The following is a 24,681-nucleotide window of genomic DNA, read 5'->3' as shown; positions in this document are numbered from 1 at the left end:
GCCAATGCGACGATCTACTGAAGCGATGTCGATTACATCGACACGGTGTCAGCCACTTCCTTGAAGTCTTCGATCTGGTCGAAGTTCATGTACTTGTAGATCTTGTCGCCGTTGGCGCTCAGCACGCCCATGTCGGCCATGTACTCTTCCTTGTTGGGAATGCGGCCCAGGCGCGAGCAGATGGCGGCAAGTTCGGCCGAGCCGAGGTACACGTTGGTGTTCTTGCCCAGACGATTCGGGAAGTTACGCGTCGACGTCGACATCACCGTTGCGCCTTCGCGCACCTGTGCCTGGTTGCCCATGCACAGCGAGCAGCCCGGCATTTCGGTGCGCGCGCCAGCCGTGCCGAACACGCCGTAGTGGCCTTCCTCGGTCAGTTGCTTCTGGTCCATCTTGGTCGGCGGCGCCACCCACAGCTTCACAGGGATATCGCGCTTGCCTTCCAGCAGCTTCGATGCGGCGCGGAAGTGGCCAATGTTGGTCATGCACGAACCGATGAACACTTCGTCGATCTTGGCGCCGGCCACGTCCGACAGCGTCTTCACGTCGTCGGGGTCGTTCGGGCAGGCAACGATCGGCTCGTGCACGTCGGCCAGGTCGATCTCGATCACGGCGGCGTATTCGGCGTCGGCATCCGGCTCCAGCAGCTTCGGATCGGCCAGCCACGCTTCCATGGCCTTGATGCGGCGCTGCAGGCTGCGCGGGTCCTGGTAGCCTTCGGCGATCATCCACTTCAGCAGCGTGATGTTGCTGTTGATGTATTCGATGATCGGTTCCTTGTTCAGGCGCACCGAGCAACCGGCGGCCGAGCGTTCGGCGGAGGCGTCCGACAGTTCGAAGGCCTGTTCCACCTTCAGGTCGGGCAGACCTTCGATTTCAAGGATGCGGCCCGAGAAGATGTTCTTCTTGCCTTGCTTGGCCACGGTCAGCAGACCCTGCTTGATCGCGTACAGCGGAATGGCGTTGACCAGATCGCGCAGCGTCACGCCGGGCTGCATCTTGCCCTTGAAGCGCACCAGCACCGATTCCGGCATGTCCAGCGGCATCACGCCGGTGGCAGCGGCAAACGCCACCAGGCCCGAACCGGCCGGGAAGCTGATGCCGATCGGGAAGCGGGTGTGCGAATCGCCGCCGGTGCCCACGGTGTCGGGCAACAGCATGCGGTTCAGCCACGAGTGGATCACGCCGTCGCCAGGACGCAGCGAGATGCCGCCACGGGTGCTGATGAACTGCGGCAGCGTGTGGTGCGTCTTCACGTCGACCGGCTTCGGGTAGGCGGCGGTGTGGCAGAACGACTGCATCACCAGATCGGCCGAGAAGCCCAGGCAGGCCAGGTCCTTCAGCTCGTCGCGCGTCATCGGGCCGGTGGTGTCCTGCGAGCCCACCGAAGTCATCTTCGGTTCGCAGTACGTGCCCGGACGGATGCCCTTGCCATCGGCCAGGCCGCATGCGCGGCCAACCATCTTCTGCGCCAGCGTGAAACCGCGGCCAGTATCGGCCGGGTTCTGCGGCAGGCGGAACAGCGTCGACGGCGGCAGGCCCAGCGATTCGCGGGCCTTGGCGGTCAGGCCGCGGCCGATGATCAGCGGAATGCGGCCGCCGGCGCGCACTTCGTCGAACAGCACGTCGGACTTCACCTTGAATTCGGCGATCACTTCGCCATTCTTCAGGGCCTTGCCTTCATAGGGGCGCAGTTCCACCACGTCGCCCATTTCCATCTTCGACACGTCGAGCTCGATCGGCAGCGCGCCCGCGTCTTCCATCGTGTTGTAGAAGATCGGCGCAATCTTGCTGCCCAGGCACACGCCGCCGAAGCGCTTGTTCGGCACGAACGGGATGTCTTCGCCGGTGAACCACAGCACCGAGTTGGTGGCCGACTTGCGGCTGGAGCCGGTGCCGACCACGTCGCCCACGTAGGCCACGAGGTTGCCCTTTTCCTTCAGCGATTCGATGAAGGCCACCGGACCGCGCTTGCCGTCTTCTTCCGGCTGGAACGCCGCGCCTTCGCGCTTGTTCTTGAGCATGGCCAGCGCGTGCATCGGGATGTCCGGGCGCGTGGTGGCGTCCGGGGCGGGCGACAGGTCGTCGGTGTTGGTTTCGCCGGGCACCTTGAATACGGTGATCGTCAGCGATTGCGGCAGCTCCGGACGGCTCGTGAACCATTCGGCATCGGCCCAGCTTTGCAGCACGGCACGGGCGTTGGCGTTGCCCTTGTCGGCCTTTTCCTTCACGTCGTGGAAGGCATCGAACATCAGCAGCGTCTTCTTCAGCGCTGCCGCGGCGACGGCGCCCACTTCGGCGTCGTCCAGCAGCTCGATCAGCGGCGAGATGTTGTAGCCGCCCAGCATCGTGCCGAGCAGTTCGGTGGCGCGGGCGCGCGAGATCAGCGGGGTCTTTTCCGAGCCGAGCGCCACGGCCGCCAGGTACGAGGCCTTGACCTTGGCGGCGTCATCCACGCCGGCCGGCACACGGTAGGTGATCAGGTCCACCAGGGCCTGTTCCTCGCCCGCCGGCGGGTTCTTGATCAGTTCGATCAGCTCGGCGGTCTGCTTGGCGGTCAGCGGCAGAGGGGGAATGCCAAGCGCGGCGCGTTCGGCAACATGGGCGCGATAGGTATCAAGCATGGGAACCTGCTGTTAATTGGGTTGTAACGGTACGGCTTTGTCTCTTGTGGACCGGCAGCGCGGAGCCGCCGGGTGCCGCGTGATTGTAATCCTAAGTCGGACCGAGATCAAATGTCTTATATCTTATATAAGAGTTAAATTGTGCAAACTCAGTCTGGACAAGGGCTAGCGGATACAAGACCGGTCCGAATCTACAGGTGATCGCCCGCCGATCCATGCTGACGGGCGCTGCCGATGGGCTTCCGCATGGCAGCGCGACGAACCCCGGATCGCACCTTTTACGTCACTTTTATCGAGCCCAGGGGCCACGCCTTGCGCACTTGCGGGCGATTTTCTGGGCGTTGCGCGGCAGGCATGGTCTTAAGTTCCGCCGGCCTCAATCGTTAACCAGTTTGCAGGCGCATATGGCGCGCCGATGCGCCCCTGCGTCCGACGCCCGCCCAGCTCAAACGGCCAAGCTGAGCGGGTTTCCCCCTTTTTATCGGCCCTTTGCTTGCCTGCGATTCGGGAAGAATGGCAGGCATTCCGACACAGGCATCTCATGGCGAACACGCTTTCCCCCTCCCAGACTGGCGGCACTTCGAGCAAGCGCGGCCGACTGATGCTGATCGGCGGCGGCGTGCTGGTGGTGGCGCTGGCCGCTGGCGGCTTCTTCCTGGGCAGCGTTCTGAGCGGCAATCACAACAAGCAGGCGGCTCCGGCCGCGCCTGTGGTGCCGCCGCCGATCTTCGTGCCGCTGGATGCGTTCACCGTGAATCTCAAGAGCGATGACGGCGACCGCTTCCTGCACACGGGGCTGTCCCTGAAGGTGGCGGACGCCGACACGCAGGCGCGCCTGGCGCAGTACCAGCCCGAGGCGCGCAGCCGCATCCTGCTGCTGCTTTCGTCGCAGCAGCCGGGCGATCTGGCCACCGTGGAAGGCAAGCGCAAGCTGGCGCAGGACATTCAGGCGGCCATCAGCCAGCCGTTTGCCCCCAGCCTGCCGCCGCAAAAGATCCTGGACGTCTTGTTTACATCGTTCGTGGTGCAGTGATCCACATCCTGCACCGCGAACCCGGAGCCAAACCGAAATGAAACTGCCCGCCGCACTTCCTTCCTGCCGCCGCGCCCGGCGCGGCGTCTGAAGCCGGACATGGACCGTTTCATCCTTACAGCCGTTCACGGGGCAGGACACTAGATGGCCTACGACAAGTTCCTCTCGCAGGACGAGGTAGACGAACTACTGAAAGGCGTTTCGGGCGAAACCGATTCGCCCGCCGCGGCCAACGTGCCGGCCGTCGAAGAAGGCGGCGTGCGTCCGTACAACCTGGCCAACCAGGAACGTATCGTACGGGGCCGGCTGCACACGCTCGAGATCATCAACGAGCGTTTTGCCCGCCAGCTGCGCACGGCGCTGTTCAACTTCATCCGCCGCGGCGCCGACATCTCGGTCGGTTCGATCAGGATCGAGAAGTACGGCGATTTCGTGCGCAACCTGCCGGTGCCGACCAACCTGAATCTGGTCCACATGAAGCCGCTGCGGGGCACCGCGCTGTTCGTGTACGACCCGAACCTGGTGTTCCTGGTGGTCGACAACCTGTTCGGCGGTGACGGGCGTTTCCACACACGCGTGGAAGGCCGCGACTTCACGCAGACCGAACAGCGCATCATCCGCCGCATGCTGGACCTGACGCTGAACAGCTACAGCCAGGCCTGGCGCACCGTGCATCCGATCGAGTTCGACTACGTCCGCTCGGAAATGCACACCAAGTTCGCCAGTGTGGCCGGACCGAACGATGCCGTGGTCACCACCGCATTCCATATCGAACTGGGCGCCGTGGGCGGCCAGCTCCATATCTGCATCCCCTTCTCGATGATCGAGCCGCTGCGCGATTTGCTGATGAATCCGCTGCAGGACGAAGTCGAGGTGGACAAGCGCTGGCTCGGCCAGCTTTCCACCCAGTTGCGCGCCGCCGAAGTCGATCTGGTGGCCGAATTCACGCATATCCGCAGCACCGTGGCCGAAGTGCTGGCCATGCGCGAAGGCGACGTGCTGCCGATCGAGCTGCCCGAGAAGATCTTCGGGAAGGTCGACGGCGTGCCCGTCATGCAGTGCGGCTTCGGCACGATGAACGGCCAGTACGCACTGCGCGTGGAACGAATGATCAACTACCAAGACAGCGATTCCAACAAGGAAACCGATCATGACTGACGGCACTCAGGACAAGCCGGTCGATCCGATGGACGATTGGGCCAGCGCCCTCGCGGAGCAGACCAGCGCCGAGCAAACGGCGCCCGCTGCCGATGCGGCCGCCACCGCGCCTGCGCCGGCGCCCAGCATGCCCGCCGCCACGCCGGCTGGCGCCAACGTGTTCCCGCCGCTGGCGCCGGACGCGCCGAGCGGCTTCCACAACGATATCGGGATGATCCTCGATATCCCGGTGCAGCTCACCGTCGAACTGGGCCGCACCAAGGTGCCCATCAAGAACCTGCTGCAACTGGCGCAGGGCTCGGTGGTGGAACTGGACGGCCTAGCGGGCGAACCGATGGACGTGCTCGTGAACGGCTACCTGATCGCCCAGGGCGAGGTGGTGGTGGTGAACGACAAGTTCGGCATTCGCCTGACGGACATCATCACGCCGTCCGAACGCATCCGGAAGCTCAACAAATGACAGCCGTTGCGCGCCGGCCGGCAACTGCCGCGCGCATCGCCCACCGCATCGGCCGCCGCATCGCCCACGCTGCGCTCGCCGCGTGCGCGGGCCTTGCCGCGACCGGCGTGCGGGCCGCCGACGTGGTGCTGAGCACCGCGCAGGCCGGCACTGCCGCCAGCGGCGCAGCGGCCGGCCATCTCGCGACGCACACCGCGCCCGTCATCAGCAGCGGTTCCAGCCTTGCGCAGGCGGGCATGGGTCTGTTCGCGGTGATTGCGCTGATCCTCGGCATCGCCTGGCTCGCGCGCCGCGTGGGCCTGGTGCGCCAAGGCGCGGGCAATGCATCGATCAAGGTGGTCGGCAGCCTGATGCTGGGCGCACGCCAGAAGATCGTCACGGTCGAAGTGGCCGGCACCTGGCTGGTGCTGGGCGTGTCGCCCAACGAAATCCGCCCGCTTCATACGCTGCCCGCCCAGCCGGACACCGGTGCCAGCGCGGCCTCGCTACCGTCCCAGCCAATGCACGGCGGCTTTGGCGAGCGCCTGATGCGCGCCATGCAGGAAAACCTCAAGAAATGAATTCGCCGCGTGCCGCCGCCGTCCAGCGGCAACCCGTGAAGCCCTTCGTGCGCCCGTCGCGCGCGGCCGGACTGCTGCTTGCGCTGCTGCCGCTGGCGCTGTGGCTCGCGCCCGAAAGCGCGCTGGCGCAGTCGCTGCCGGGCATGACCAGCCGCCCTGCGGCAGGCGGCGGCCAGGTATGGTCGCTGTCGGTGCAGACGCTGGTGCTGCTGACGTCGCTGTCGTTCCTGCCGGCGGCCATGCTGATGATGACCGGCTTCACGCGCATCATCATCGTGCTGGGCCTGCTGCGCAATGCGCTCGGCACGGCATCGTCGCCGCCCAACCAGGTGCTGGTCGGCCTGTCGCTGTTCCTCACGTTCTTCGTCATGTCGCCGGTAGCCGACAAGGTCTACAACGACGCCTACAAGCCGCTGTCGGAAAACAAGATCAGCCTGGAGACGGCAGCGCAGCGCGCCGCCGTGCCGGTGCGCGCGTTCATGCTGCGCCAGACGCGCGAAAAGGACCTGGCGATGTTTGCCCAGATGGCCAAGACGCCGGAAATGCAGAGTGCCGACGACGTGCCGTTTGCGGTGCTGGTGCCCGCCTTCGTGACCAGCGAGCTGAAGACCGCGTTCCAGATCGGCTTCACGATCTTCATCCCGTTCCTGATCATCGACCTGGTAGTGGCCAGCGTGCTGATGGCGATGGGCATGATGATGGTGCCGCCGGCCACCATTTCGCTGCCGTTCAAGCTGATGTTGTTCGTGCTTGTCGATGGCTGGCAACTGCTGCTGGGGTCCCTGGCGCAGAGTTTCATGAATTGAGCGGAGACTGACATGACACCGGAAATGGTCATGACCATCGCCACGCAGGCGATGAAGATGACGCTGATGCTGTCCGCCCCGCTGCTGCTGGTGGCGCTGGCCGCCGGCCTGGTGGTGAGCCTGTTCCAGGCCGCCACGCAGATCAACGAAATGACGCTCACGTTCATCCCCAAGCTGGTCGCGCTGTTCGTGACCATGGTGCTGGTGGGGCCGTGGATGATCAACACGTTCGTCGATTACATGCGCGAAGTCTTCCAGGGCATCCCCGCCCTGGCGCACTGACCCGCGATCGCAAACAGGCAGGCGCAAGCGTCGTGTTCGAGGTCACCACCGACCAGATGTACGGATGGATCGCCACGTTCTTGTGGCCGATGTTCCGTCTGCTGGCGCTGATCATGACGGCGCCGCTGTTCAGCGAGTCCGCCATTCCGCGCCGCGCCAAGGTCCTGCTGGCGGCGGCGCTGTCCACCATCGTGTCTCCGACCATCGGTCATATCCCGACCGCGCAGGTCTATTCGTTCGACGGCTTCCTGATCATCCTGAACGAGATCGGCATTGGCGTGGCGATGGGTTTCTCGATGCGGCTGGTGTTCGCGGCCGTGCAGATGGCCGGCGAAGTGATCGGCCTGCAGATGGGCCTGTCGTTCGCCTCGTTCTACGACCGCTCGGCAGGCGGGCAGACCATGGTGCTGTCGCGCTTTCTCAATATCGTGTCGATGCTGCTGTTTCTGGCGCTTGACGGTCATCTGATGATGCTGGCCGCGCTCATCGACAGCTTCCAGGGCGTGCCCATCGCCGGCGTGCCGTTGTCCGGCCATGGCTGGGGCATGGTGGCGCGCGCCGGATCGACGGTGTTCGCGGCGGGCACGCTGCTGGCGCTGCCGATGATCGCCGTGCTGCTCACGCTGAACCTGTCGATGGGCATCCTGAATCGCGCATCGCCGCAGTTGTCGATCTTTGCAGTGGGTTTCCCCGTGACGCTGCTGGGCGGCATGCTGTTGATGCTGCTGATCATGCCGCAGATGGGCGTCTACATGCAGCACATGATCGACGCCGGCTTGCAGACCGCCGCATCGGTGCTCGATCAACTGGCGCCCAACTAGGCGGCCAGCCGATCCGGGCTGGCGCACGGCGCGCTCGCCAGGGCCCCAGCCTCAGGGCAGCGCGCCCACCTGCTTGAGCACGGCGCGCGCAATTTCCTGGCGCTTGGCGCCGACTTCCGGCTGAGGCATGTCGAGGTTCATCGCAAATACATAGGTGTCATCGCCATGCGTCACCCAGCCCACCCACCAGCCCACGTCCATCTTGTCCGCCGTGGACCAGCCGGTTTTCGCGCGCAGGGTGTAGTCGGCGGTCTTCTCGATGGTGAGGATGTCGTCGAGCGCCGCGAAGCTGTGCGCCGAGATCAGCGGCACCTGGTGCGCGGCCGCGTCGCGCAGGAAATCGACCTGCTGGTATGTGGAGATACGCAGATGACCGTTGAGCCAGAAGCGGTCTACCGGGCCTTCGACATCGGCATTGCCGAAGTGAGCGGCGCTCAGGTACTTGCGGTATTGCGCCGTGCCCACGCGCCGCGCCAACGCCTGGTAGGCGGGCACGCACGAGTTCTTCAGCGCCACGCGCAGCGACACGTCGCCATTGCACACCGCCGGAAGGATCGGCTTGCCGTGGTGCATCCAGACCTTGCCGTCCCACGGCAGCTTGTCGTTGTCGACGTCAGCCACCGCGCCGGTTTCCAGGCCGATCAGCGCATTGAAGATCTTGAACGTCGACGCCGGCGAATAGGCGATCGCGGCGCGCTTCGGGTTGTAGGTCAGGGTGCGCTGCCGGCGCACGTCGTACACCACCATCGTGCCGTCGACCCCGGCGGCATCGAACAATGGCTTGGCGTCGAGCGGGACGTCGGCGGCATATGCGGCCGAAGCCGCGGCGGCAATCGCGCTGCCGAGCAACGCGGCGCGCAGGAATGAACGGGCAATACTGTTTGGCATATCAACACGCTTGTAGTGAGGAGGTTGTCGTCATGCTGACGGATGGCAATCCAGGCCCGGATCGTGGTGCGCAGCATAGGCAATGGCGCGACACACGCCAACCGCCACGGCCGTAACACGCGTAACATCTCGTCCATGTCCGCCTCCACCATCCTCATCGAACTGGCCGCGCCGCATCGCGTGGCAGGGCAACCGGCGCGCTATCAATCGGTCTGGTTGCTGGCGCGTATCTGGCTGGCCGTAGCGCGCGATCGCGAAGACCTGACCGCCGCCGCACTACGCGCGCGCTTTGCCGACGCCGCCGACGTGCGCATGATCGTGTCGCGCGCATTCGCGGACTTCGCGCGCTGGCAGATTCCAGTGGGATGGGGTCCCGACAAGGCGATCGGCCTTTCGGGGCTGCGCGCCACGGGCCGCAGCCGCGGGCCGTTCTGGATGCCGGCGGCCGCCGCGCGGCGCCTGCGTTTCACCGCGCACGGCAAGCCGCTGGGCGCGGCGGGCGTGGCGCGCTGGCTGGGCCAATCGAACGCGCGCGACGCCGACGCGATCGCCACTGGCGCGCCGGGTTCGACATCGGCGTCTTCCGCATCGGCATCCGCGCCGGCGCAGGACGGCCTGCATTATGTGATGCGCGACATGGCCTTCTGGCGCCATCTGACGCAGGCGATGCGCGGCGCGCAGGACGGCTTTGCCGGCGCACTCGACAGCAGCGTGGCCGAATCGTTTCGCGCGGCGCAGCGCTCGGCAGCCGACGACTTCCAGCAGGCGCTGTCGCTCCTCAAGGAAAGCCTGGCGTGGCGCCGCAGCGACCGCCTGGACAAGAGCCGCGCCGCGTTGCGCCGTTTCGAACGCATCGTGGTGGCGGGCGGCGTCAATGCGGCGCTGCCGACGTTCGCCGCGATGGCGCATGTGGTGCGCGCGTGGGAACACTACGCGCGCAGCGATCTCGATGCCGCGCGACGCGAACTGGCGCGGCTGGCCGGCGATGCGGAACTGCGCCCAGTGGTGCGCTACAACCCGCGCATCCGCTTTGAATCGCTCAACCTCGATGCGCTGATCAACAAGAGCGTGGCGCTGCGCCCGGACGGCGCCGATGCGCCAGGCCCGGCACAGCGCCGGCATGCCGCACGACACGCGCTCGATGCGTTTTCGGGCGCGCTGCAGGCTGCTTACGAAGCCGATTCGGTCGATGCGGTGCAGCATGCGGCGGCGAATATCGGCTGGTCGCTATGGCTGTTCTGGCAACACGGATTGGTCGACGAGGCGCGCACGATGGCCGCAGGCGATGTGCAGCGCCAGTCGATGCGCTGGCTGGGGCTGTCCGAATGGATTTGCGACCGCTTCGGCGTGGGCGGTGGATCGGCATGGAACACGATCTTCCTGCTGCGCGTGGCGCGCGGCGTTATCGATGTGGCTGCCGCGGCGGCATCGCTCGGCGCATTCCGCGCGCAACAGCCGCTGACGGTTGGCGCGGCGATCGATGCGCTGCGCCCATTCCATGCGCCCTTCGCGCCGGCCAAGGGATTTACGCGCTGGTCGTCGGTGGCGGGCTTCGCGCTCGACGAGCACGATACCGGGCGCGTGCGCTTCAACGCGCTGCAACTGGCCAACCTGCTGCTGGAGACCGCGTGGTATCTCACGCACGAACAGGGCGCATCGGTGCAGGCCTATGCGGCGATGGAGCGGCTTGCGGTACAGATCGGCACATTGCGCGCGAGCGAACGCGGCTTCTTTCACGCCGGCATCCGCGGCTTTCCGCCTGAATTGCGCGCCGCGGCGGCCGAGGCTGCGCGCGCACAACGCAAGGCGCGCGCCGAGTGAAGCCTGGGCGTCATATTTCTTACATGCGCAGCAGGTAGGGTGTCTCCCCCAAACAGGGGAGAAACCACAATGCGCACAAAAAAGACCCTCGGCTGGACGGCCGGGATGGCGGCGCTTGCCGCCGTGGCGGCCTTGCACGGCTGCGGCAGCGATGACAACAACGGCACCGGCAATGCGCCCGCAACGCCTCCGGTGACCACTCCGGCTGACGCCGCCACGGACATCGCCAACATCCAGGCCGCCTGGGTTGAGATCGGCGATGGCAACCAGGCCATCGCGCGCGCGATCACGCGCTACGTGCCGTCCGCCGATGCCGGCGCCAACGGCGCGTGTCCGCTGCTGACGGTCAACGGCACGGCGTCGCGCATGACGCTGCGCGTGGCGCCAGCCACGGCGCCGCTGCGCACCACGGCCAGCGCGCCGGCCGATTCCAAGCCTTCCGAATTCCCGGTTTCCGTTTGCGAAGCCACGCTGCCCGCCACCGCAACCAGCGCGGCAATCGGCACGCAGGCGCTGCCGCTGCCCAAGGCGACGCCGCAGCGCATCGTGGTGCTGGCCGATACCGGCTGCCGGCTGAAGAAGGCCGACAACGCATGGCAGGCCTGCAGCGACACCGAGGCATGGCCGCTGGCGTCGCTGGCGGCCACGGCGGCCGGCTTCAATCCCGATCTGGTGCTGCATATCGGCGACTACCACTACCGCGAGAATGCCTGCCCGCCCGACATCGCCGGCTGCCAGGGCAGCCCGTGGGGCTATGGCTGGGATACCTGGCAGGCCGACCTGTTCAAGCCCGCCGCACCGCTGCTGGCCAAGGCGCCGTGGGTGGTGGTGCGCGGCAACCACGAGGAATGCGCGCGCGCCGGCCAGGGCTGGGCGCGTTTTCTCGATACCCGCCCGTACGACGCCACGCGGTCGTGCGACGACCCCGCCAACGATGCCACCGGCAATTACGCCGACCCGTACGCGGTATCGCTGGGCGGCGGCTCGCAGGTGATCGTGTTCGATTCGGCAAAGGCCGGCAAGACTGCACTGGCGACCAACGATCCGCAGTTCATCGCCTACCAGAAGCAGTTCCAGACCGTGGCAACGCTGGCTGCAAAGCCGGGCATGACCACCACGATCTTCACGAACCATCATCCGATCCTGGGCTTCGCACCGGTGGCCGGCGCCAATCCCGCACCGGGCAACCTGGCGCTGCAATCGGTGATGTCGAACCTGAACGCGCAGGCGTACTATCCGCCCGGCGTGCAGGTGGCACTGCACGGCCACGTGCACGATTTCCAGGCGATCAATTTCGCATCGGCGCATCCGGCGACCATCGTTTCCGGCAATGGCGGCGACAATCTCGACGTGGCGCTACCCGATCCGCTTCCCGGCGGCAGCGTGCCCGCGCCGGGCACCACGATCGACAGGATCACGCATCACGCAAGCTTTGGCTTCCTGGTGATGGACCGTCGCGCCGCGCCGTCCACGGGCTGGCAGTTCAAGGCCTACTCGAAGGCCGGCAAGCTGATGGCAACCTGCGACCAGACCGGCAACACGCTGGCGTGCGACAAGACGGGATTCATCGCGCCTTGAGCACCTTGAGCACCTTGAGCACCTTGAGCGCCGTGGGCCACGTTCGCCTCGTCGTCATGGCGGCGCTGGCCGCGGCATCGTTGCCGGCCGCGCCGGCCACTGCGGCAGAAACCACGCTGCTGCCCGGCGCGCCGCCCGCGGTGGTGGTGCGCACCATCGGCGCCGGCACGCCCCAGGTGGCCGCGAAGATCGACGCCACCAGCGCCGTGTTCCGTCCCGATCCCGCGCTGGCGGCGCTGGGCCGGCGCATCTTCTTTGACACCCGACTGTCGATGCCGCGCGGGCAGTCGTGCGCAAGCTGCCATGATCCGGCGCGCGCGTTTTCCGCCACGCTGCCGGCCGGCAGCCCCGGCGTGACGCAGGGCAGCCGCCCGGGGCACTTCAGCCTGCGCAATCCGCCCTCGCTGCTTTACGTGCGCTACGTGCCGCGCCGCCATTTCTACCAGGATGACGATGCTCCAGCGGCGGCGCCGTTCGGCGGCCTGTTCGCCGATGGCCGCGCCGACACGCTGGCCGAACAGGTGCGCGGGCCGCTGCTCGATCCCAACGAAATGAACAACGGCACGCCAGCGCGGCTGCTGCGCAATATCAACGCGACGGACCTTGCCCCGGCGCTGGCGGCCCGCTTCGGCGGCGCGGTGCGCGACGACCCCGAGGCAATGCTGCGCGCGCTCGGCACGGCGCTAGAGGCCTACATGCAAAGCGACGAGATGGCGCCGTTCACATCGCGCTTCGACGCCTACCTGCGCCACCGCACGCCGCTGTCTGCGCAGGAAATGCGCGGGCTGGCGCTGTTCAAGAATCCCGACAAGGGCAACTGCATGAGTTGCCACGCGCTGTCCGACACCGCGCGACGTCCGGAACGATCGTTGTTCACGGACTTCGGCTACGACGCCATCGCCGTGCCGCGCAATCGCGCGCTGCCCGCCAATCGCGATCCACGGCATTTCGACAACGGCCTGTGCCAGACCGCGCGCACGCTGCGCTGGCCCGAGCCCGACCAATGGTGCGGATACCTGCGCACGCCGGGCTTGCGCAACGTGGCCGTGCGCCAGCGCTTCATGCACAACGGCGTGTTCACCACGCTGCGCGACGCCGTGGCGTTCTACAACACGCGCTCGACCGATCCGCGCAAGTGGTACGGCGGCGCGGCCACGTTTGACGATGTGCCCGCCGCCTATCGCGACAACATCAACGTGAACTCGCCCCCCATGAATCGCCGGCCGGGCATGCCGGCCGCACTCACCGAGGGCGAGATCGACGATATCGTCGCGTTCTTGCGCACGCTGACCGACGCCGCCTACGAAAACGCGATGCCGCCCGCCACAGCAAGCCGCTGAGCGGACGTTGCGGGGCGCACCAGGCCACCCGTGGCGGGGAGCTTGAAGAACGCCACGGCCTCGGTCAGCAGGCGGCCCTGTTCCTCCAGCGATTTCGACGCCATGGCCGCTTCGTGCACCAGCGATGCGTTCTGCTGCGTCACCTGATCGATCTGAACGATGGCCTGATTCACCTGCTCGATGCCGCGGTTCTGCTCGCCCGACGCGGCGGCGATTTCCTCGACGATGCGCGTCACGCGCGCCACCGCCTGCGTCACCTCGCTCATGGTCTGGCCCGCCTCGCCGGCCAGCGTGGAGCCGGCCTGCACCTGCGACACCGACGCCTCGATCAGGTCCTTGATTTCCTTGGCCGCGTGCGACGAGCGCTGGGCCAGGCTGCGCACCTCGCTGGCCACCACCGCGAAGCCGCGCCCCTGCTCGCCCGCGCGCGCGGCTTCCACCGCGGCATTGAGCGCCAGGATGTTGGTCTGGAAGGCGATGCTTTCGATCATGCCCGTGATGTCCGCAATCTTGGCGGAACTGGCGCTGATGCCTTCCATCGTATGGACCACGCGGCCCACCGTGGTGCTGCCCATCTGCGCCACGTCGGCGGCGTCTCGCGCCAGTTGGCTGGCCTCGCGCGCGTTCTCGGTGTTGTGACGCACGGTGGCCGTCAACTGCTCGATGCTCGCGGCGGTTTCTTCCAGCGATGCGGCCTGCTGCTCGGTACGGCTCGACAGGTCCATGTTGCCGCTGGCAATCTCGCCCGTCGCCAGCGCGATGCTGGCGCTGCTTTCTCGCACGCTGGACACGGTTTCGGTCAGCTTGTCGTTCATGTCGCGCAGCGCGCCAAGCAGGCGCCCCGTCTCGTCACGCGAATCGACGGCGATATGCGTGCCCAGTTCGCCGCGCGCCACGGTGTGCGCCACTTCCACCGCGCGCTGGATCGGCCGCGTGATCGCGCGCGTCAACAACAGCCCGCCGACGATGCCGAACGCCACGGCCGCCGCCGCCACCACGATCAGGAACAGGCGCTGGCGCGCATAGTCGTCGTTCAGTTGGCGGATCATCTCGTCCTGGCGCTCGCGCGTGAAGCTGGCGTAGTCCTGCGTCGCCTTGACCAGCGCGGCCAGCAACGGCCTGCACTCGGCGTTCATCTTGGCAATCGCGGCATCGTTCTTCTTGTCCAGCGCCAGCGCCACGATATCGGTGGCCACCGGGCCGTAGCGGCCTTCGATCCGGTCGATTTCCGCCACAAGCTTGCGCGCGCCTTCGCTGACGCCTTCGGCCATCACCATCTGTTTGAGCTTGCCCAGGCGCTCGCCCACTTCGGCATGCGCCTTGAACACGTCCGCCTTTTCGAGATCGAGATCGGCCTGGGTGGTCACCAGCACCAGATTGCGCGCGGCAATGGCGCGGCGATCCACCGCCGCAAGCATTTGCGAAGCCATCTGCGCGCGTGCGTTCAGCCCGTTGATATAGGCGCTGAAGCCTTCGGTAGAGCGGCTCAACGCCCGCAAGGAAAGCCCCGACACCACCAACACCACGAGCGCCAGCGTGCCAAACCCCGCGAGGAGCCTGGTCTTGATCGATAGATCACGGAATTTCACGGTTAACCCCTCTCTTTCCCGAATAGGCCGGACGGCAGGCCAATGGCGAACGCGCCATGACGGCGGTCGTGGCGCACGTGTATCGCTGACGGATCCCGTTCCTCGGTATCGGCACTTCGTGCGACGGCCAATGCACTGGCCGGGCACGAATTTGGCGGCAAGGCGCCGTGCTCTGTGTGGTTATGCGAGGCTAACGGCAAGGCGGGCCCGGATTGAGCCCTACGCGCGGAGGGTATGACGGCGAAAATACGTCGGTGTTTACGCTAACCAGCGTATTCCCGGGTGGGCGCCGGGCCGGCAGCCCTACTGCCAGCGGAACGCCGCGGCGGCATGCCGGGGGGGCAGCCGGTCGGCTTCGGCAAACAGCTTGCGCCGCAACGTGCCCGGTGCATAGGCGGTCTTGTAGCGCCCGCGATTCTGCAGCTCCGGCACCACCAGATCGACAAAGTGCTCATAGCTTTCCGGCACCACGGTGCGGCTCAGGTTGAAGCCGTCGATGCCGGTTTCATCGATCCACGATACCAGCGCATCGGCCACCTGTGACGGATCGCCGACGATGGCCGGGTAGCGTCCGCCCAGTTCGAACAGGTCCAGCAACTTGCGGCGCGTCCAGCCGTGCTGCGCGGCGGTGCGCGTGGCTGATTCGATCGCATTGCCGCCGCCGTAATCCACCGGCTCGTCGAGCCCGTACTTTGCAAAATCCACGCCGGTGCTGGCCGCGAAATGCGCCAGTCCCGCCTCGCGGCTGGCATGGTCGCGATATTCGGCATGCAGCGCGCGCGCCTCGGCCTCGGTTGCGCCCGTCACCACGGCTGCGCCCGCAAACACCTTGATATCGCCGGGATCGCGGCCGGCTGCCACCAATTGCTCGCGCAGCGCGCGCACCGTCTGGCGCGCCGCTTCCTTGCTGGGCGGCGAGATGAACACGCATTCGGCATGGCGCGCGGCAAACTGCTGGCCCCGCCCGGAACTGCCAGCCTGGAACAGCACCGGAGTGCGCTGCGGCGACGGCTCCGACAAGTGATAGCCTTCCACGCGGTAGTGCTCGCCATGGTGGCGCACCATGCGCACGCGGCGCGGGTCAGCAAACACGCGCGCCGCCTTGTCGCGCCGCACGGCGTCGTCGGCCCAACTGCCTTCCCATAGCTGGTACAGCACGTCCATGAATTCATCGGCGCGGTCGTAGCGCGCATCGTGCGCCAGTTGTCCTTCCAGCCCCATCGCGCGCGCCGCGCTGTCCAGGTAGCCCGTCACGATATTCCACCCCACGCGTCCGCGCGTCAGGTGATCGAGCGTGGAAAAGCGCCTTGCCAGCAGATACGGCTGCTCGTAGCTGAGATTGACGGTTACGCCAAATCCCAGATGCCGCGTCGCCGCCGCCATTGCGGGCACCAGCAGCACCGGGTCGTTGACCGGCAACTGGATCGATTCGCGCAGCGTCGTATCGACGTTGCCGCCATAGACATCGTAGGTCCCGACGATATCGGCAATGAACAGGCCGTCGAACAATCCGCGCTCCAGCGTGCGCGCCTGATCGATCCAGTAGTCGAGCGAGTGATAGGTGTCGGAGCGGTCGCGCGGATGCGTCCACAGCCCGTGATTGATATGGCCCACGCAATTCATGTTGAACGCGTTGAGCAGGATTTGCTTGCCAGCCATCACAGCGCTCCGTGCCGCGGCGGCAGCTTGTCGTTGAGGTAATAGTTGCCCACGGCGTGATACTTCCAGCGCACCGGATCGTGCAGCGTGTGCGTGCGCGCGTTGCGCCAGAAGCGGTCCAGCCCCAGGCCGTCCAGCGTCGATGCAGTGCCGCCCAATTCGAACAGCTTGCTGCCCGCCAGCAGCGACGCGGTGGTGGTCAGCGCGCGCGCCTCCGCGACGGCGACCGACGCGGCGGCCACGGATTGCTCGTCCGCTGCGCGCTGTGCGGCATCGACGAATCGCCCGGCCCGGCGCACCAGCGCTTCGGCCGCGCGCAGCCGCACCGCCACCTCGCCCACCTGGTGGATGGTCAGCGGATCGTCCGTGGCGCGCGCCACCCGGGCGTCGATCCACGGGCGCGCGTGGTCGCGCACGAACGGCAGCGCGGCGGCAAACGCGCCACGGCCGATGCCCAGATCGATGGCCGCATGCAGGATCTGCGCAAAAGGACCGATGGTGGTGGGCGCTTCGAACGATGCCTGGAACGGCACCACCCAGTCGCGCTCGACCCGCACCTGATCGAACGTCACGGACCCGCTGCCGGTGACGCGTTGACCGAAGCCATCCCAATCGTCCTCGATCGACACGCCCGCCGCGGTGCGCGGCACGAACGCAATCTGCGTCACATCGCGGTCGCCTTGCCGCGCCACCACCAGCGTGGGAATCCAGTGCGCGTACAGCGCGCCGGTGCAGTAGAACTTCTTGCCGTCGACGCGATAGCCGTCGCCGTCCGGATCGATACGGGTGCGGCGCTTGAAGTCCTTGTGGCCGATTTCGGCCAGCGCATTGCCAAAGCGTTCGCCGGCCAGCGCGCGTTCGTAGAAGAACCGCTGTTGCGCCGGCGTGCCGCCCACGCGCAACACTTCCAGCGCGTAGAAGTGGTTTTGCGGAATCTGCCCGAGCGACCCGTCCGCCGCAGCGACCAGCGCGATCACTTCGGCCAGCGTGCCGGCCGACACACCGGCGCCGCCAAATTCCCGCGGAACCGTGATGCCCCACAGGCCGCTGGCGCTGAACGCTTCCAGTTCGGCCCACGGCAGGCGGCGCTCCCGATCGCGCAGCGCCGCTTCCGGCGCAAACCGTGCGGCCAGTTGCGTGGCCACGGCGATCGCCTCGGCGTCGTCGGCGATGCGATGCGGCACTAGATGCGGCGCCGCGGCGGGCGCGGGGCGGCGAGCCGGATCCGCTTCGGCCGGCGCGGGAGTGTAGAGCAGCGTCATGTCAGTTCCAGGAATGCCGTGCCGGCAGTACGTCGTTCAGGTGGAAATTGCCGATCAGATGCAGCTTCCAGCGGACCGGATCGTGCAGCGTATGGGTGCGCGCGTTGCGCCAGTGGCGATCGAGGTTGTGGCGCGCGCGCGTGGCCGACGATCCGGCCAGTTCGAACAGCTTTTCGCTGGCGGCCAGTGCCACTTCTGTGGTCAGTACCTTGGCTTCGGCCACGGCCAGCGACGCGCGCGCACTGTCGCGTGCCGTCACCGGCGCGGCGGCGATCTCGTCCAGCGTGTGGCCAGCTTCCAGCAGCACCGCATGCGCGGCATGCAGATCGATGGCCAGCCGTCCCACGTCGCCGATCAGGTAGGGATCGTCGCTGGCGTGCGCCACGCCGGCGTCGATCCACGGACGCGCGTACTGGCGCACGAAGGCCAGCGCGTCGTCGAACGCAGCCTGCGCGATGCCCTGGTCGATGGCTGCCTGGATCAACTGCGAAGTGGGGCCGAACAGCCCCGGCCGGTCGGCCAGTTGCCAGATCGGCAGCACGTCTTCCTCGGACACCGCCACGGCGTCGAATGTCACCGTGCCGCTGGCCGTGGTGCGCTGCCCGAACGACGACCAATCGTCGATCACCGTCAGGCCGGGCGCATCGCGCGGCACCCAGACCTGCACCGCGCGATCGTCGTCATCGAGCGCGCGCACCGGCACGCGATGCGCGAACAACGCGCCCGTGGAGTAGAAGCGCGTGCCGGTGAGACGCAGGCCGTCCGGCGTGCGACGCAGGCGCGTATCCGATTGCAGTACGGTGCCGCTGGCGGCCGAGCGGCGCGGCGGGCCGGCATTGCCAAGCCGGCGACCGGCGAGCACTTCGCCGTAATAGCGCTGCTTCTGCGCGTCGGTGCCGATTTCGCGCAGCACGCCGAGCAGGCCGAAATGATTCTGCGGAATCTGGCCCAGCGCCGCGTCGGCGGCACTCAGGATCGCAAAGACCTCGGCCAACGTCGCATACGACACGTCCGCGCCGCCGTACGCGCGCGGGACGGTGATCGCACCAAGGCCGCTGGCCGACCAGCGATCCAGTTCAGCCCACGGCAGAATGCGTTCGCGGTCGCGGCGCGACGCGCCATCGGCAAATATCGCCGCCAGCTCGCGCGCCGCGTCGAGCGCCTCGGCATCGCTGGCAATCCGGCGGATGGAAAGGTCGGAAAGTTTGGTCATGGCGCATGGCGTTCAAACGATGCGGCCGAGTCTACGGACGCCGCGCGCAAATCCCAAAGACGCATTTCAACGCTGGTTATGCGCAAACGGTTTTTGCGGCGCTAGACTGGAGGTTCGGCCCGTCATTGCGGAGGCCGACTTCCTGTACCATGTTGTCCTGACGCCGCCCCGGTAGCGCCGCCGTCCATCGCCACGGTTGCCTGGCACGGTTTGCGCGATCATCACCACTGTGACTGAACACTCGACGCCCCCATCCGACGTGCTCGCATCCCTGCGGGCCGCAACCGCCGAACGCCACGCCATACTTGACCGGGCGATGCCGCTCGCGCGCGAGGTTCCCACGCATGCCGACTACCGCGATCACCTGCTGATCCTGCGTGCATGGCTGGCGCCGCTGGAAAACTGGCTGGTGCGCTTCGACGATGGTCCGCAGGACGCCACGCGGCTGCCGGTCGTCACGCGCACGCCGCTGATCGAGCGCGACCTGACGCATCCGTCCATTCCGGCCGGCGCCACCGCCGTGCCCGATATCGATATCGACAGCCTGCCTGGCGATGCGGCATTCCGCTGGGGGCTCTGCTATGTCATCGAAGGCTCGCAGCTCGGCGGCACCGTCCTGTATCGGCAACTGGCGCAACGGCTTGCGCCGCACCCGTTGCAATATCTCGGCGCGGGGCAGTCGCCCGGCCCGCGCTGGCAGCAATTTTTACAAGCGCTGCGCGCCGGCGTCACGACATCCACGGACATCGCGCTCGCGTGTGAAGGTGCGCGCCGTGCCTTCGACGACCTGATTGCGCGCATCCCGGCCGATACGGCCACCGTCGCCAGCCAGTGATCGCGCACGAGTCCATCATGTCAGACGCCGACCGCCAGCCGCCGCGCGCCACACAGGTAGACACCGCGGCACTGTTCGATGCGCTGCCCGAGTCCTACCTGGTGCTCAACGGCCGCCACGAAGTGGTCCAGGCCAACGCGCGCTATCTGGCCATGGCGGGCCGCACGCTCGACGACGTGCTGGGCAGGTCTGTGTTCGACATCAACCCGTCGCTGTCGGCCGCGCAGACGGCGGCGCGGCGCGAATGGCTGATGGCCACGCTCGGCGATCTGCAGGACGGCGAATCGCGCCTGTCGCCGCTGATCCGCTACGACGGCCACCCCACCGGCAACGGCGAGGGCGAACGCTATTGGCAGGTCAAGGCCACGCGCCTGAGCGGCTTCGATCACGAGGAGGGCTCGGTGGTGCTGCTGCACGTCACCGATGTCACCCACCAGATCGTGCAAACCGAGCAGAGCCGGCGCGAACACGCCAAGCTGCGTTCGCAGGCCCGCCTGCGCAAGCTGCTGGTCGACGAAGCCAACGCGGCGCTGCAAACGCATCGCGAGCGGCTGGAAGAGCTGCTGTCGTTTGCCAAGGTGGGCGCGTGGGAGCTCGACATCGCCACCGGGCACCTGTCGTGCACCGACCAGTGCAAGGCCAACCTGGGCCTGGGCCCGCAAGACTCGGTCGACGAAGCGCGCGTATTCAACGTGCTGATGCACCCCGACGACCGCCGCGACGTGCGCGCCGCCATGGACAGGGCCATCGAAACGCGTACGCACTTTGAAGTCGAATACCGTGTGATGTGGGGCGACGGCAGCCTGCACTGGCTGATGTCGCGCGGCGCGGCACGCTATCTGGGCGACGGCACTGCCCAGTCGATGATCGGCTTCACCATCGACATCACCGCGCGCAAGGCATCGGAGCTGCGCTATCAGGCGATCGCCGAAGAAGAACAGCGCGCGCGCGAAGTGAGCGAGCGCGGCGCACGCGCCATGGACCACTTCGTCGCGGCAGTCAGCCACGAATTGCGCTCGCCACTGCATGCCATTCTCTGGTGGACCACGCTGCTGGAACGCGCCGGCGACCCGACGCATGCCACGCGCGCCGCACAGGTCATCGAGCGCAATACGCGGCAACTGGCGCGCATGGTCGACGACCTGCTCGACAGCGGCGCGATCGCCACCGGCAAGCTGTCGGTCGAGCTTCGCCCGCTCGACATGGCGTTGCTGGCGGCCACCGTTGCCGAAGACCTGCGCCTGGATGCACAGGCGCGACAGGTCACGCTGATCGTGGCCGAGCCGGTGCCGTGCATGGTGATGGCCGATGAAAACCGGCTCAAGCAGGTGGTGCTGAACCTGCTGACCAATGCGCTGAAATTCGCCGAGCGCGGCTGCGTGGAAGTAGCGGTGACGCCCAGCGGCGACCACGCCGAGCTATCGGTGCGCGATACGGGCGTGGGGATTGCGCCTGAAGCATTGGAGCGGATTTTCGAGCGCTTCGAGCAGGCGCATCACGATCGCGCCAATCGCGCGCCGGGGCTGGGGCTAGGGCTCTGGATGGTGAAGAACCTCGTGCAGATGCACAACGGCACGGTCACGGCGCACAGCGAAGGGCTGGGCAAGGGCGCCACGTTCCGCGTGCGGGTGCCGCTGATTGGCGCGGCGGCCGTCGATGAAAACCTGCAGGCAGGCGCCGCTCGCTTCGGGGTGCGGGACGATTCCGCGCGCGTTCAGCGCGATTGAGCGGAAGCGGCGGGCTTGCGCGATTCAGCGCAATTCAGCGTGTCTCAGCGCGTGTAGGGCGGCGGTTCGTTCAGCACGGCCCAGAACACGCCGAGATCATTGATGGCGGCCATGAAGTCGTCGAACTCCACAGGCTTCACCACGTACGCATTGACGCCGAGATCGTAGCTGCGCAACAGATCGCGCTCTTCTCGCGACGACGTGAGCATCACCACCGGAATACGGCGCAGCAGCTCGTCGCTGCGCACCGCGCGCAGCACCTCGTGGCCGTCCACCTTCGGCAGTTTCTTGTCCAGCAGGATGACGGCAGGGTTCTCTTCGGGGCGATCCGCGTAGGGGCCTTCGCGGCGCAGGAATTCCAGCGCCTCGGCGCCATCGCGCACGGACACCACCGGGTTGGCCAGCCGGCTTTTTTCCAGCGCGATCAGCGTCAGCTCAATATCGTCAGGGTTGTCTTCCACCAGAAGGATCGGCCTCAGCACGCTCGTTCTCCACATTCTTCAAATCTTTAAACACCGGGCGATACGGCTGCCCGGACGACACCGCGGCAAGTCGCGCGGCGGCTTGCGCGGCCGTCTCGCTGGTGCCGCCTACGCCGTCCTGCACAAACTCGTGCGGCAGCGCGAACCAGATCGTCGCGCCGCGATTGACTTCGGCTTGCGCCCAGGTCTTGCCGCCATGACGCTCGATGATGCGCCGCACGTTGGCCAGCCCAATGCCGGTGCCGGGAAATTCCTCGGCGCGATGCAGGCGCTGAAACACGCCAAATAGCTTGTCGGCATAGCGCATATCAAAACCAACGCCATTGTCACGCACGAAAAACAGGTCGTGTCCGGCCCATTCGTTTTCGCCTTGCACCCTGCCCACTTCGATCCGTCCCGGCGGCGCATCGGCATCCAGGCCGCGCGTGCCGGTGAATTTTACAGCGTTCGCGATCAGGTTTCGCATCACCACGTCCATCAGCACCGGATCGGCAGTGACGGTGCCAAGCGCGCCAATCTCGTATTGGAGCCGCCGCTCGCCGATATCCTTCGATTCCTCGGACATCAGGCGTTCGGCCAGCGCGCGCATATCGATGCGCTGCGGGCGCAACGCCGCGCGCCCCATCTGCGAGAACGCCAGCAGGTCATCGACCAGCTTGCCGCCGAAGCGCGCCTGCGCAATGATCCGTTCGACAAAATGGCGGCCGCGGTCCGACAGTCGGGTGTGGTCCATCTCGCGCAGCAGATCGGCAAAGCCGACGATATGGCGCAGCGGCGCGCGCAGATCATGCGAAATCGAGTACGAGAAACCTTCGAGTTCGCGATTGGCGCGCCCCAGCTCCAGCGCCAGTTGCGCCAGTTCCTCGGCGCGGCGCAGCACGATGCCCAGCAGCGCACCGCGGAATTCGGCGGCGATCTCGAGTTCGGCCGGGCGCCACGCCGTCGAGCGGCCGCGCACGGTCTGGGTCCACACCTCGAAACTCTCGCGCGGGGACAGCGAGCTGGAAAGCGACGACAGCTTTTCGCGCGGATCGCCGGCCCAGTGGATGGTGCGAACCACTTCGGCGCGGAACCAGATCACGTAGTTGCGGAACAGACGCGACAGCGACAGCACCAGCGCGCCTGCCGCTTCCGGACCCACGCCGCACGCGTGCGCTTCGGGCCAGTCTACCTCGAGCTGGTCGGTGGCCAAGACATCGTCCTGGCGCGAATCAAGCCACGTGATCAGCTTTTCGATCACATCGTCGGGAGGCGCATCGCCCATGCGCACGATGCGGCCTTCGAACACCGCCACGGCGCCGGTGGCATCGACCAGCGCCAGCAGATCCTCGGCGTCGCTGGTGATCGATTCAACAAAATCGTCCGTGTTGGCCATGGCCGCCAGCAATTGCGCCTGGCGCCGGCGCAGCGTCAGGCGATAGTCGGCTTCGGCATGGTCTTCCTTGGCCTCGACCTGCAGCGACAGCAACTGCGCGATGTGTTCGCATGCGGCGCGCACCTCGAACGACGGCAGCCGCGCGGTGGCGTGATGGCACGAGATCAGTCCCCACAGCTTGCCGCGCACCACGATCGACATCGACATCGACGCCCACGTGCCCATGTTCTTCATGTACTTCACATGCACGGGCGAAATACTGCGCAGCGACGCATAGGTGAGATCGGTCGGCTTGCCGGTGGCCGGGTGCAGCGCAGGCACCAGCGGCGCGGCCACGTAGTCGGCGTCGGCGATCAGGCGGATGCGATTGCGCACATAGAGCGCGCGCGCCTGTTGCGGGATGTCCGAGGCCGGGAATCGCTGGCCGAGATAGCTCGCGTAGCCTGGTTCCAACGATTCCGCAATGACGTGGCCGTGTCCGTCCTCGTCGAACGAATACACCATGGTGCGGCCGAAGCCGGTGATGCGATGCACTTCCTCTGCGGCCAGCCGGGCCAGGCCCTCGATATCGTCGACATGCTGGAGGCTGATGCTGAAGGAGCGCACCAGCGGGTACATAGACGCGAACACATCGGCGGTGCCGCTGGCCTGCTCCAGTTCGACGATATCCACGCCCTGATGGCGATGCACCACAATCGCCAGCGGCGACCACGCAACCGACGGGTCGCGCGTGCGGCGCGGATCCTCGATCGAGCCGGCATACAGCGGGATGCCTTCCGCATCGAGACGGCCCAGCGCGGCGAGCGCGAGCGGCGCACCGGCGCCAATCACATCGGCCAGCGGGCGACCGATCACTTCGTCGATATTGGTGCCGGCCAGCAGCGCAACGTTCTTGCTGGCCTGCACGATGGCGCCCGCACTGTCGACACTCACGAGAAATCCGTACGGCTGAATGCCGCCCGGGATGTGAATGGGCTCTTTGGCGCAATCGTTGGGCGCCGCCCTTGTCGATATGGAATCCATGCCTGCTCCGCCGATCTGCATGGGCCGGATTTTCGCACAGCGCCTGCAGCGCTGCCGGCTTTGTGCGCAATTGACAGCAATGGCAGCGGGGGCGGTAAAAACTACAAGTTGCGGAAGGCAAAAGCTGGCCACGATGAGCGGATCT

General features: G+C 66.7%; 20 protein-coding genes. 12 read left to right on the top strand and 8 right to left on the bottom strand.

Annotated features, from left to right (window positions below; genetic code table 11):
• Positions 1–32: 32 nt before the first annotated feature.
• On the bottom strand, positions 33–2,624 hold the full coding sequence (gene acnB / locus F7R19_RS18715; protein ID WP_150981582.1) for a bifunctional aconitate hydratase 2/2-methylisocitrate dehydratase: 2,592 nt from the start codon (positions 2,622–2,624) through the stop codon (positions 33–35).
• A 541-nt stretch (positions 2,625–3,165) separates the two neighbouring features.
• On the opposite strand from acnB, the gene fliL reads away from it, so the two are divergent.
• The 7 genes from fliL (at position 3,166) to fliR (ending at position 7,744) form a co-directional block, all read left to right on the top strand.
• Positions 3,166–3,657 (top strand): flagellar basal body-associated protein FliL, encoded by a 492-nt coding sequence (fliL, locus tag F7R19_RS18710; RefSeq protein WP_061958828.1) that lies wholly within the window; start codon positions 3,166–3,168, stop codon positions 3,655–3,657.
• 144 nt (positions 3,658–3,801) lie between these two features.
• Positions 3,802–4,815, top strand: coding sequence for a flagellar motor switch protein FliM (gene fliM, locus F7R19_RS18705; RefSeq protein ID WP_150981581.1), 1,014 nt, complete (start codon positions 3,802–3,804; stop codon positions 4,813–4,815).
• A complete protein-coding gene (fliN, locus tag F7R19_RS18700) occupies positions 4,808–5,275 on the top strand; it encodes a flagellar motor switch protein FliN (protein WP_061958830.1) in 468 nt (155 codons plus the stop codon). The genes fliM and fliN overlap by 8 nt, the downstream gene beginning before the upstream one ends.
• The gene (gene fliO, locus F7R19_RS18695; RefSeq protein ID WP_150981580.1) at positions 5,272–5,835 is read left to right on the top strand and encodes a flagellar biosynthetic protein FliO; all 564 of its coding nucleotides are present in this window, start codon (positions 5,272–5,274) and stop codon (positions 5,833–5,835) included. The genes fliN and fliO overlap by 4 nt, the downstream gene beginning before the upstream one ends.
• Positions 5,832–6,641: a flagellar type III secretion system pore protein FliP gene (gene fliP / locus F7R19_RS18690; protein WP_061958831.1), complete on the top strand. Its 810-nt coding sequence runs from the start codon at positions 5,832–5,834 to the stop codon at positions 6,639–6,641. The genes fliO and fliP overlap by 4 nt, the downstream gene beginning before the upstream one ends.
• A 12-nt stretch (positions 6,642–6,653) precedes the next feature.
• Entirely contained in the window at positions 6,654–6,923 is a 270-nt protein-coding gene (gene fliQ, locus F7R19_RS18685) for a flagellar biosynthesis protein FliQ (protein WP_061958832.1), read from the top strand.
• Positions 6,924–6,955: 32 nt separating this feature from the next.
• Positions 6,956–7,744, top strand: a complete 789-nt coding sequence (fliR, locus tag F7R19_RS18680; protein ID WP_150981579.1) for a flagellar biosynthetic protein FliR — start codon at positions 6,956–6,958, stop codon at positions 7,742–7,744.
• Positions 7,745–7,795: 51 nt separating this feature from the next.
• On the opposite strand, the gene blaOXA is transcribed toward fliR, so the two are convergent.
• Entirely contained in the window at positions 7,796–8,632 is an 837-nt protein-coding gene (gene blaOXA, locus F7R19_RS18675) for an OXA-1206 family carbapenem-hydrolyzing class D beta-lactamase (RefSeq protein ID WP_150981578.1), read from the bottom strand.
• Positions 8,633–8,767: 135 nt separating this feature from the next.
• Between blaOXA and F7R19_RS18670 the strand changes: the two genes are divergently transcribed.
• The 3 genes from F7R19_RS18670 (at position 8,768) to F7R19_RS18660 (ending at position 13,371) form a co-directional block, all read left to right on the top strand.
• Positions 8,768–10,453 (top strand): hypothetical protein, encoded by a 1,686-nt coding sequence (locus tag F7R19_RS18670; protein WP_150981577.1) that lies wholly within the window; start codon positions 8,768–8,770, stop codon positions 10,451–10,453.
• 69 nt (positions 10,454–10,522) lie between these two features.
• Positions 10,523–12,031, top strand: a complete 1,509-nt coding sequence (locus F7R19_RS18665) for a metallophosphoesterase family protein (protein ID WP_084004294.1) — start codon at positions 10,523–10,525, stop codon at positions 12,029–12,031.
• A gap of 56 nt (positions 12,032–12,087) precedes the next feature.
• Positions 12,088–13,371 (top strand): cytochrome-c peroxidase, encoded by a 1,284-nt coding sequence (locus F7R19_RS18660; RefSeq protein ID WP_150981595.1) that lies wholly within the window; start codon positions 12,088–12,090, stop codon positions 13,369–13,371.
• On the opposite strand, the gene F7R19_RS18655 is transcribed toward F7R19_RS18660, so the two are convergent.
• From F7R19_RS18655 to F7R19_RS18640, 4 genes are all read right to left on the bottom strand, one after another.
• On the bottom strand, positions 13,332–14,960 hold the full coding sequence (locus tag F7R19_RS18655; RefSeq protein WP_061959957.1) for a methyl-accepting chemotaxis protein: 1,629 nt from the start codon (positions 14,958–14,960) through the stop codon (positions 13,332–13,334). The two genes, F7R19_RS18660 and F7R19_RS18655, sit on opposite strands and share 40 nt — an antisense overlap.
• 303 nt (positions 14,961–15,263) lie before the next feature.
• Complete coding sequence (locus tag F7R19_RS18650; RefSeq protein ID WP_061959958.1) at positions 15,264–16,619, bottom strand: LLM class flavin-dependent oxidoreductase; 1,356 nt, start codon at positions 16,617–16,619, stop codon at positions 15,264–15,266.
• Entirely contained in the window at positions 16,619–17,881 is a 1,263-nt protein-coding gene (locus F7R19_RS18645; RefSeq protein WP_150981576.1) for an SfnB family sulfur acquisition oxidoreductase, read from the bottom strand. Before F7R19_RS18645 ends, F7R19_RS18650 begins: the two co-directional genes overlap by 1 nt.
• Before the next feature lies 1 nt (position 17,882).
• Positions 17,883–19,094, bottom strand: a complete 1,212-nt coding sequence (locus F7R19_RS18640) for an SfnB family sulfur acquisition oxidoreductase (protein WP_150981575.1) — start codon at positions 19,092–19,094, stop codon at positions 17,883–17,885.
• 259 nt (positions 19,095–19,353) lie between these two features.
• Between F7R19_RS18640 and F7R19_RS18635 the strand changes: the two genes are divergently transcribed.
• Positions 19,354–19,929: a biliverdin-producing heme oxygenase gene (locus F7R19_RS18635; RefSeq protein ID WP_223506032.1), complete on the top strand. Its 576-nt coding sequence runs from the start codon at positions 19,354–19,356 to the stop codon at positions 19,927–19,929.
• A 17-nt stretch (positions 19,930–19,946) separates the two neighbouring features.
• Positions 19,947–21,656: a sensor histidine kinase gene (locus tag F7R19_RS18630; protein WP_084004296.1), complete on the top strand. Its 1,710-nt coding sequence runs from the start codon at positions 19,947–19,949 to the stop codon at positions 21,654–21,656.
• A gap of 44 nt (positions 21,657–21,700) precedes the next feature.
• Here F7R19_RS18630 and F7R19_RS18625 read toward each other — a convergent pair whose 3' ends face one another.
• Both F7R19_RS18625 and F7R19_RS18620 read right to left on the bottom strand, forming a co-directional pair.
• On the bottom strand, positions 21,701–22,138 hold the full coding sequence (locus tag F7R19_RS18625; RefSeq protein WP_061959960.1) for a response regulator: 438 nt from the start codon (positions 22,136–22,138) through the stop codon (positions 21,701–21,703).
• Positions 22,101–24,536, bottom strand: a complete 2,436-nt coding sequence (locus F7R19_RS18620) for an ATP-binding protein (RefSeq protein WP_170292611.1) — start codon at positions 24,534–24,536, stop codon at positions 22,101–22,103. Before F7R19_RS18620 ends, F7R19_RS18625 begins: the two co-directional genes overlap by 38 nt.
• Positions 24,537–24,681 lie beyond the last annotated feature (145 nt).

Source organism: Cupriavidus pauculus, assembly GCF_008801835.1.
GTDB classification, from domain to species: domain Bacteria; phylum Pseudomonadota; class Gammaproteobacteria; order Burkholderiales; family Burkholderiaceae; genus Cupriavidus; species Cupriavidus pauculus.
Note: the sequence above shows the minus strand (reverse complement) of the source record. Positions and strands in the feature narration are given on the sequence as shown.

Bases quoted from the DNA above. Each gene is read 5' to 3' on its own strand.
- acnB (WP_150981582.1), bottom strand. From the start codon at position 2,624: ATGCTTGATACCTATCGCGCCCATGTTGCCGAACGCGCCGCGCTTGGC.
- fliL (WP_061958828.1), top strand. From the start codon at position 3,166: ATGGCGAACACGCTTTCCCCCTCCCAGACTGGCGGCACTTCGAGCAAG.
- fliM (WP_150981581.1), top strand. From the start codon at position 3,802: ATGGCCTACGACAAGTTCCTCTCGCAGGACGAGGTAGACGAACTACTG.
- fliN (WP_061958830.1), top strand. From the start codon at position 4,808: ATGACTGACGGCACTCAGGACAAGCCGGTCGATCCGATGGACGATTGG.
- fliO (WP_150981580.1), top strand. From the start codon at position 5,272: ATGACAGCCGTTGCGCGCCGGCCGGCAACTGCCGCGCGCATCGCCCAC.
- fliP (WP_061958831.1), top strand. From the start codon at position 5,832: ATGAATTCGCCGCGTGCCGCCGCCGTCCAGCGGCAACCCGTGAAGCCC.
- fliQ (WP_061958832.1), top strand. From the start codon at position 6,654: ATGACACCGGAAATGGTCATGACCATCGCCACGCAGGCGATGAAGATG.
- blaOXA (WP_150981578.1), bottom strand. From the start codon at position 8,632: ATGCCAAACAGTATTGCCCGTTCATTCCTGCGCGCCGCGTTGCTCGGC.
- F7R19_RS18670 (WP_150981577.1), top strand. From the start codon at position 8,768: ATGTCCGCCTCCACCATCCTCATCGAACTGGCCGCGCCGCATCGCGTG.
- F7R19_RS18665 (WP_084004294.1), top strand. From the start codon at position 10,523: ATGCGCACAAAAAAGACCCTCGGCTGGACGGCCGGGATGGCGGCGCTT.
- F7R19_RS18660 (WP_150981595.1), top strand. From the start codon at position 12,088: ATGGCGGCGCTGGCCGCGGCATCGTTGCCGGCCGCGCCGGCCACTGCG.
- F7R19_RS18650 (WP_061959958.1), bottom strand. From the start codon at position 16,619: ATGGCTGGCAAGCAAATCCTGCTCAACGCGTTCAACATGAATTGCGTG.
- F7R19_RS18645 (WP_150981576.1), bottom strand. From the start codon at position 17,881: ATGACGCTGCTCTACACTCCCGCGCCGGCCGAAGCGGATCCGGCTCGC.
- F7R19_RS18640 (WP_150981575.1), bottom strand. From the start codon at position 19,094: ATGACCAAACTTTCCGACCTTTCCATCCGCCGGATTGCCAGCGATGCC.
- F7R19_RS18630 (WP_084004296.1), top strand. From the start codon at position 19,947: ATGTCAGACGCCGACCGCCAGCCGCCGCGCGCCACACAGGTAGACACC.
- F7R19_RS18620 (WP_170292611.1), bottom strand. From the start codon at position 24,536: ATGGATTCCATATCGACAAGGGCGGCGCCCAACGATTGCGCCAAAGAG.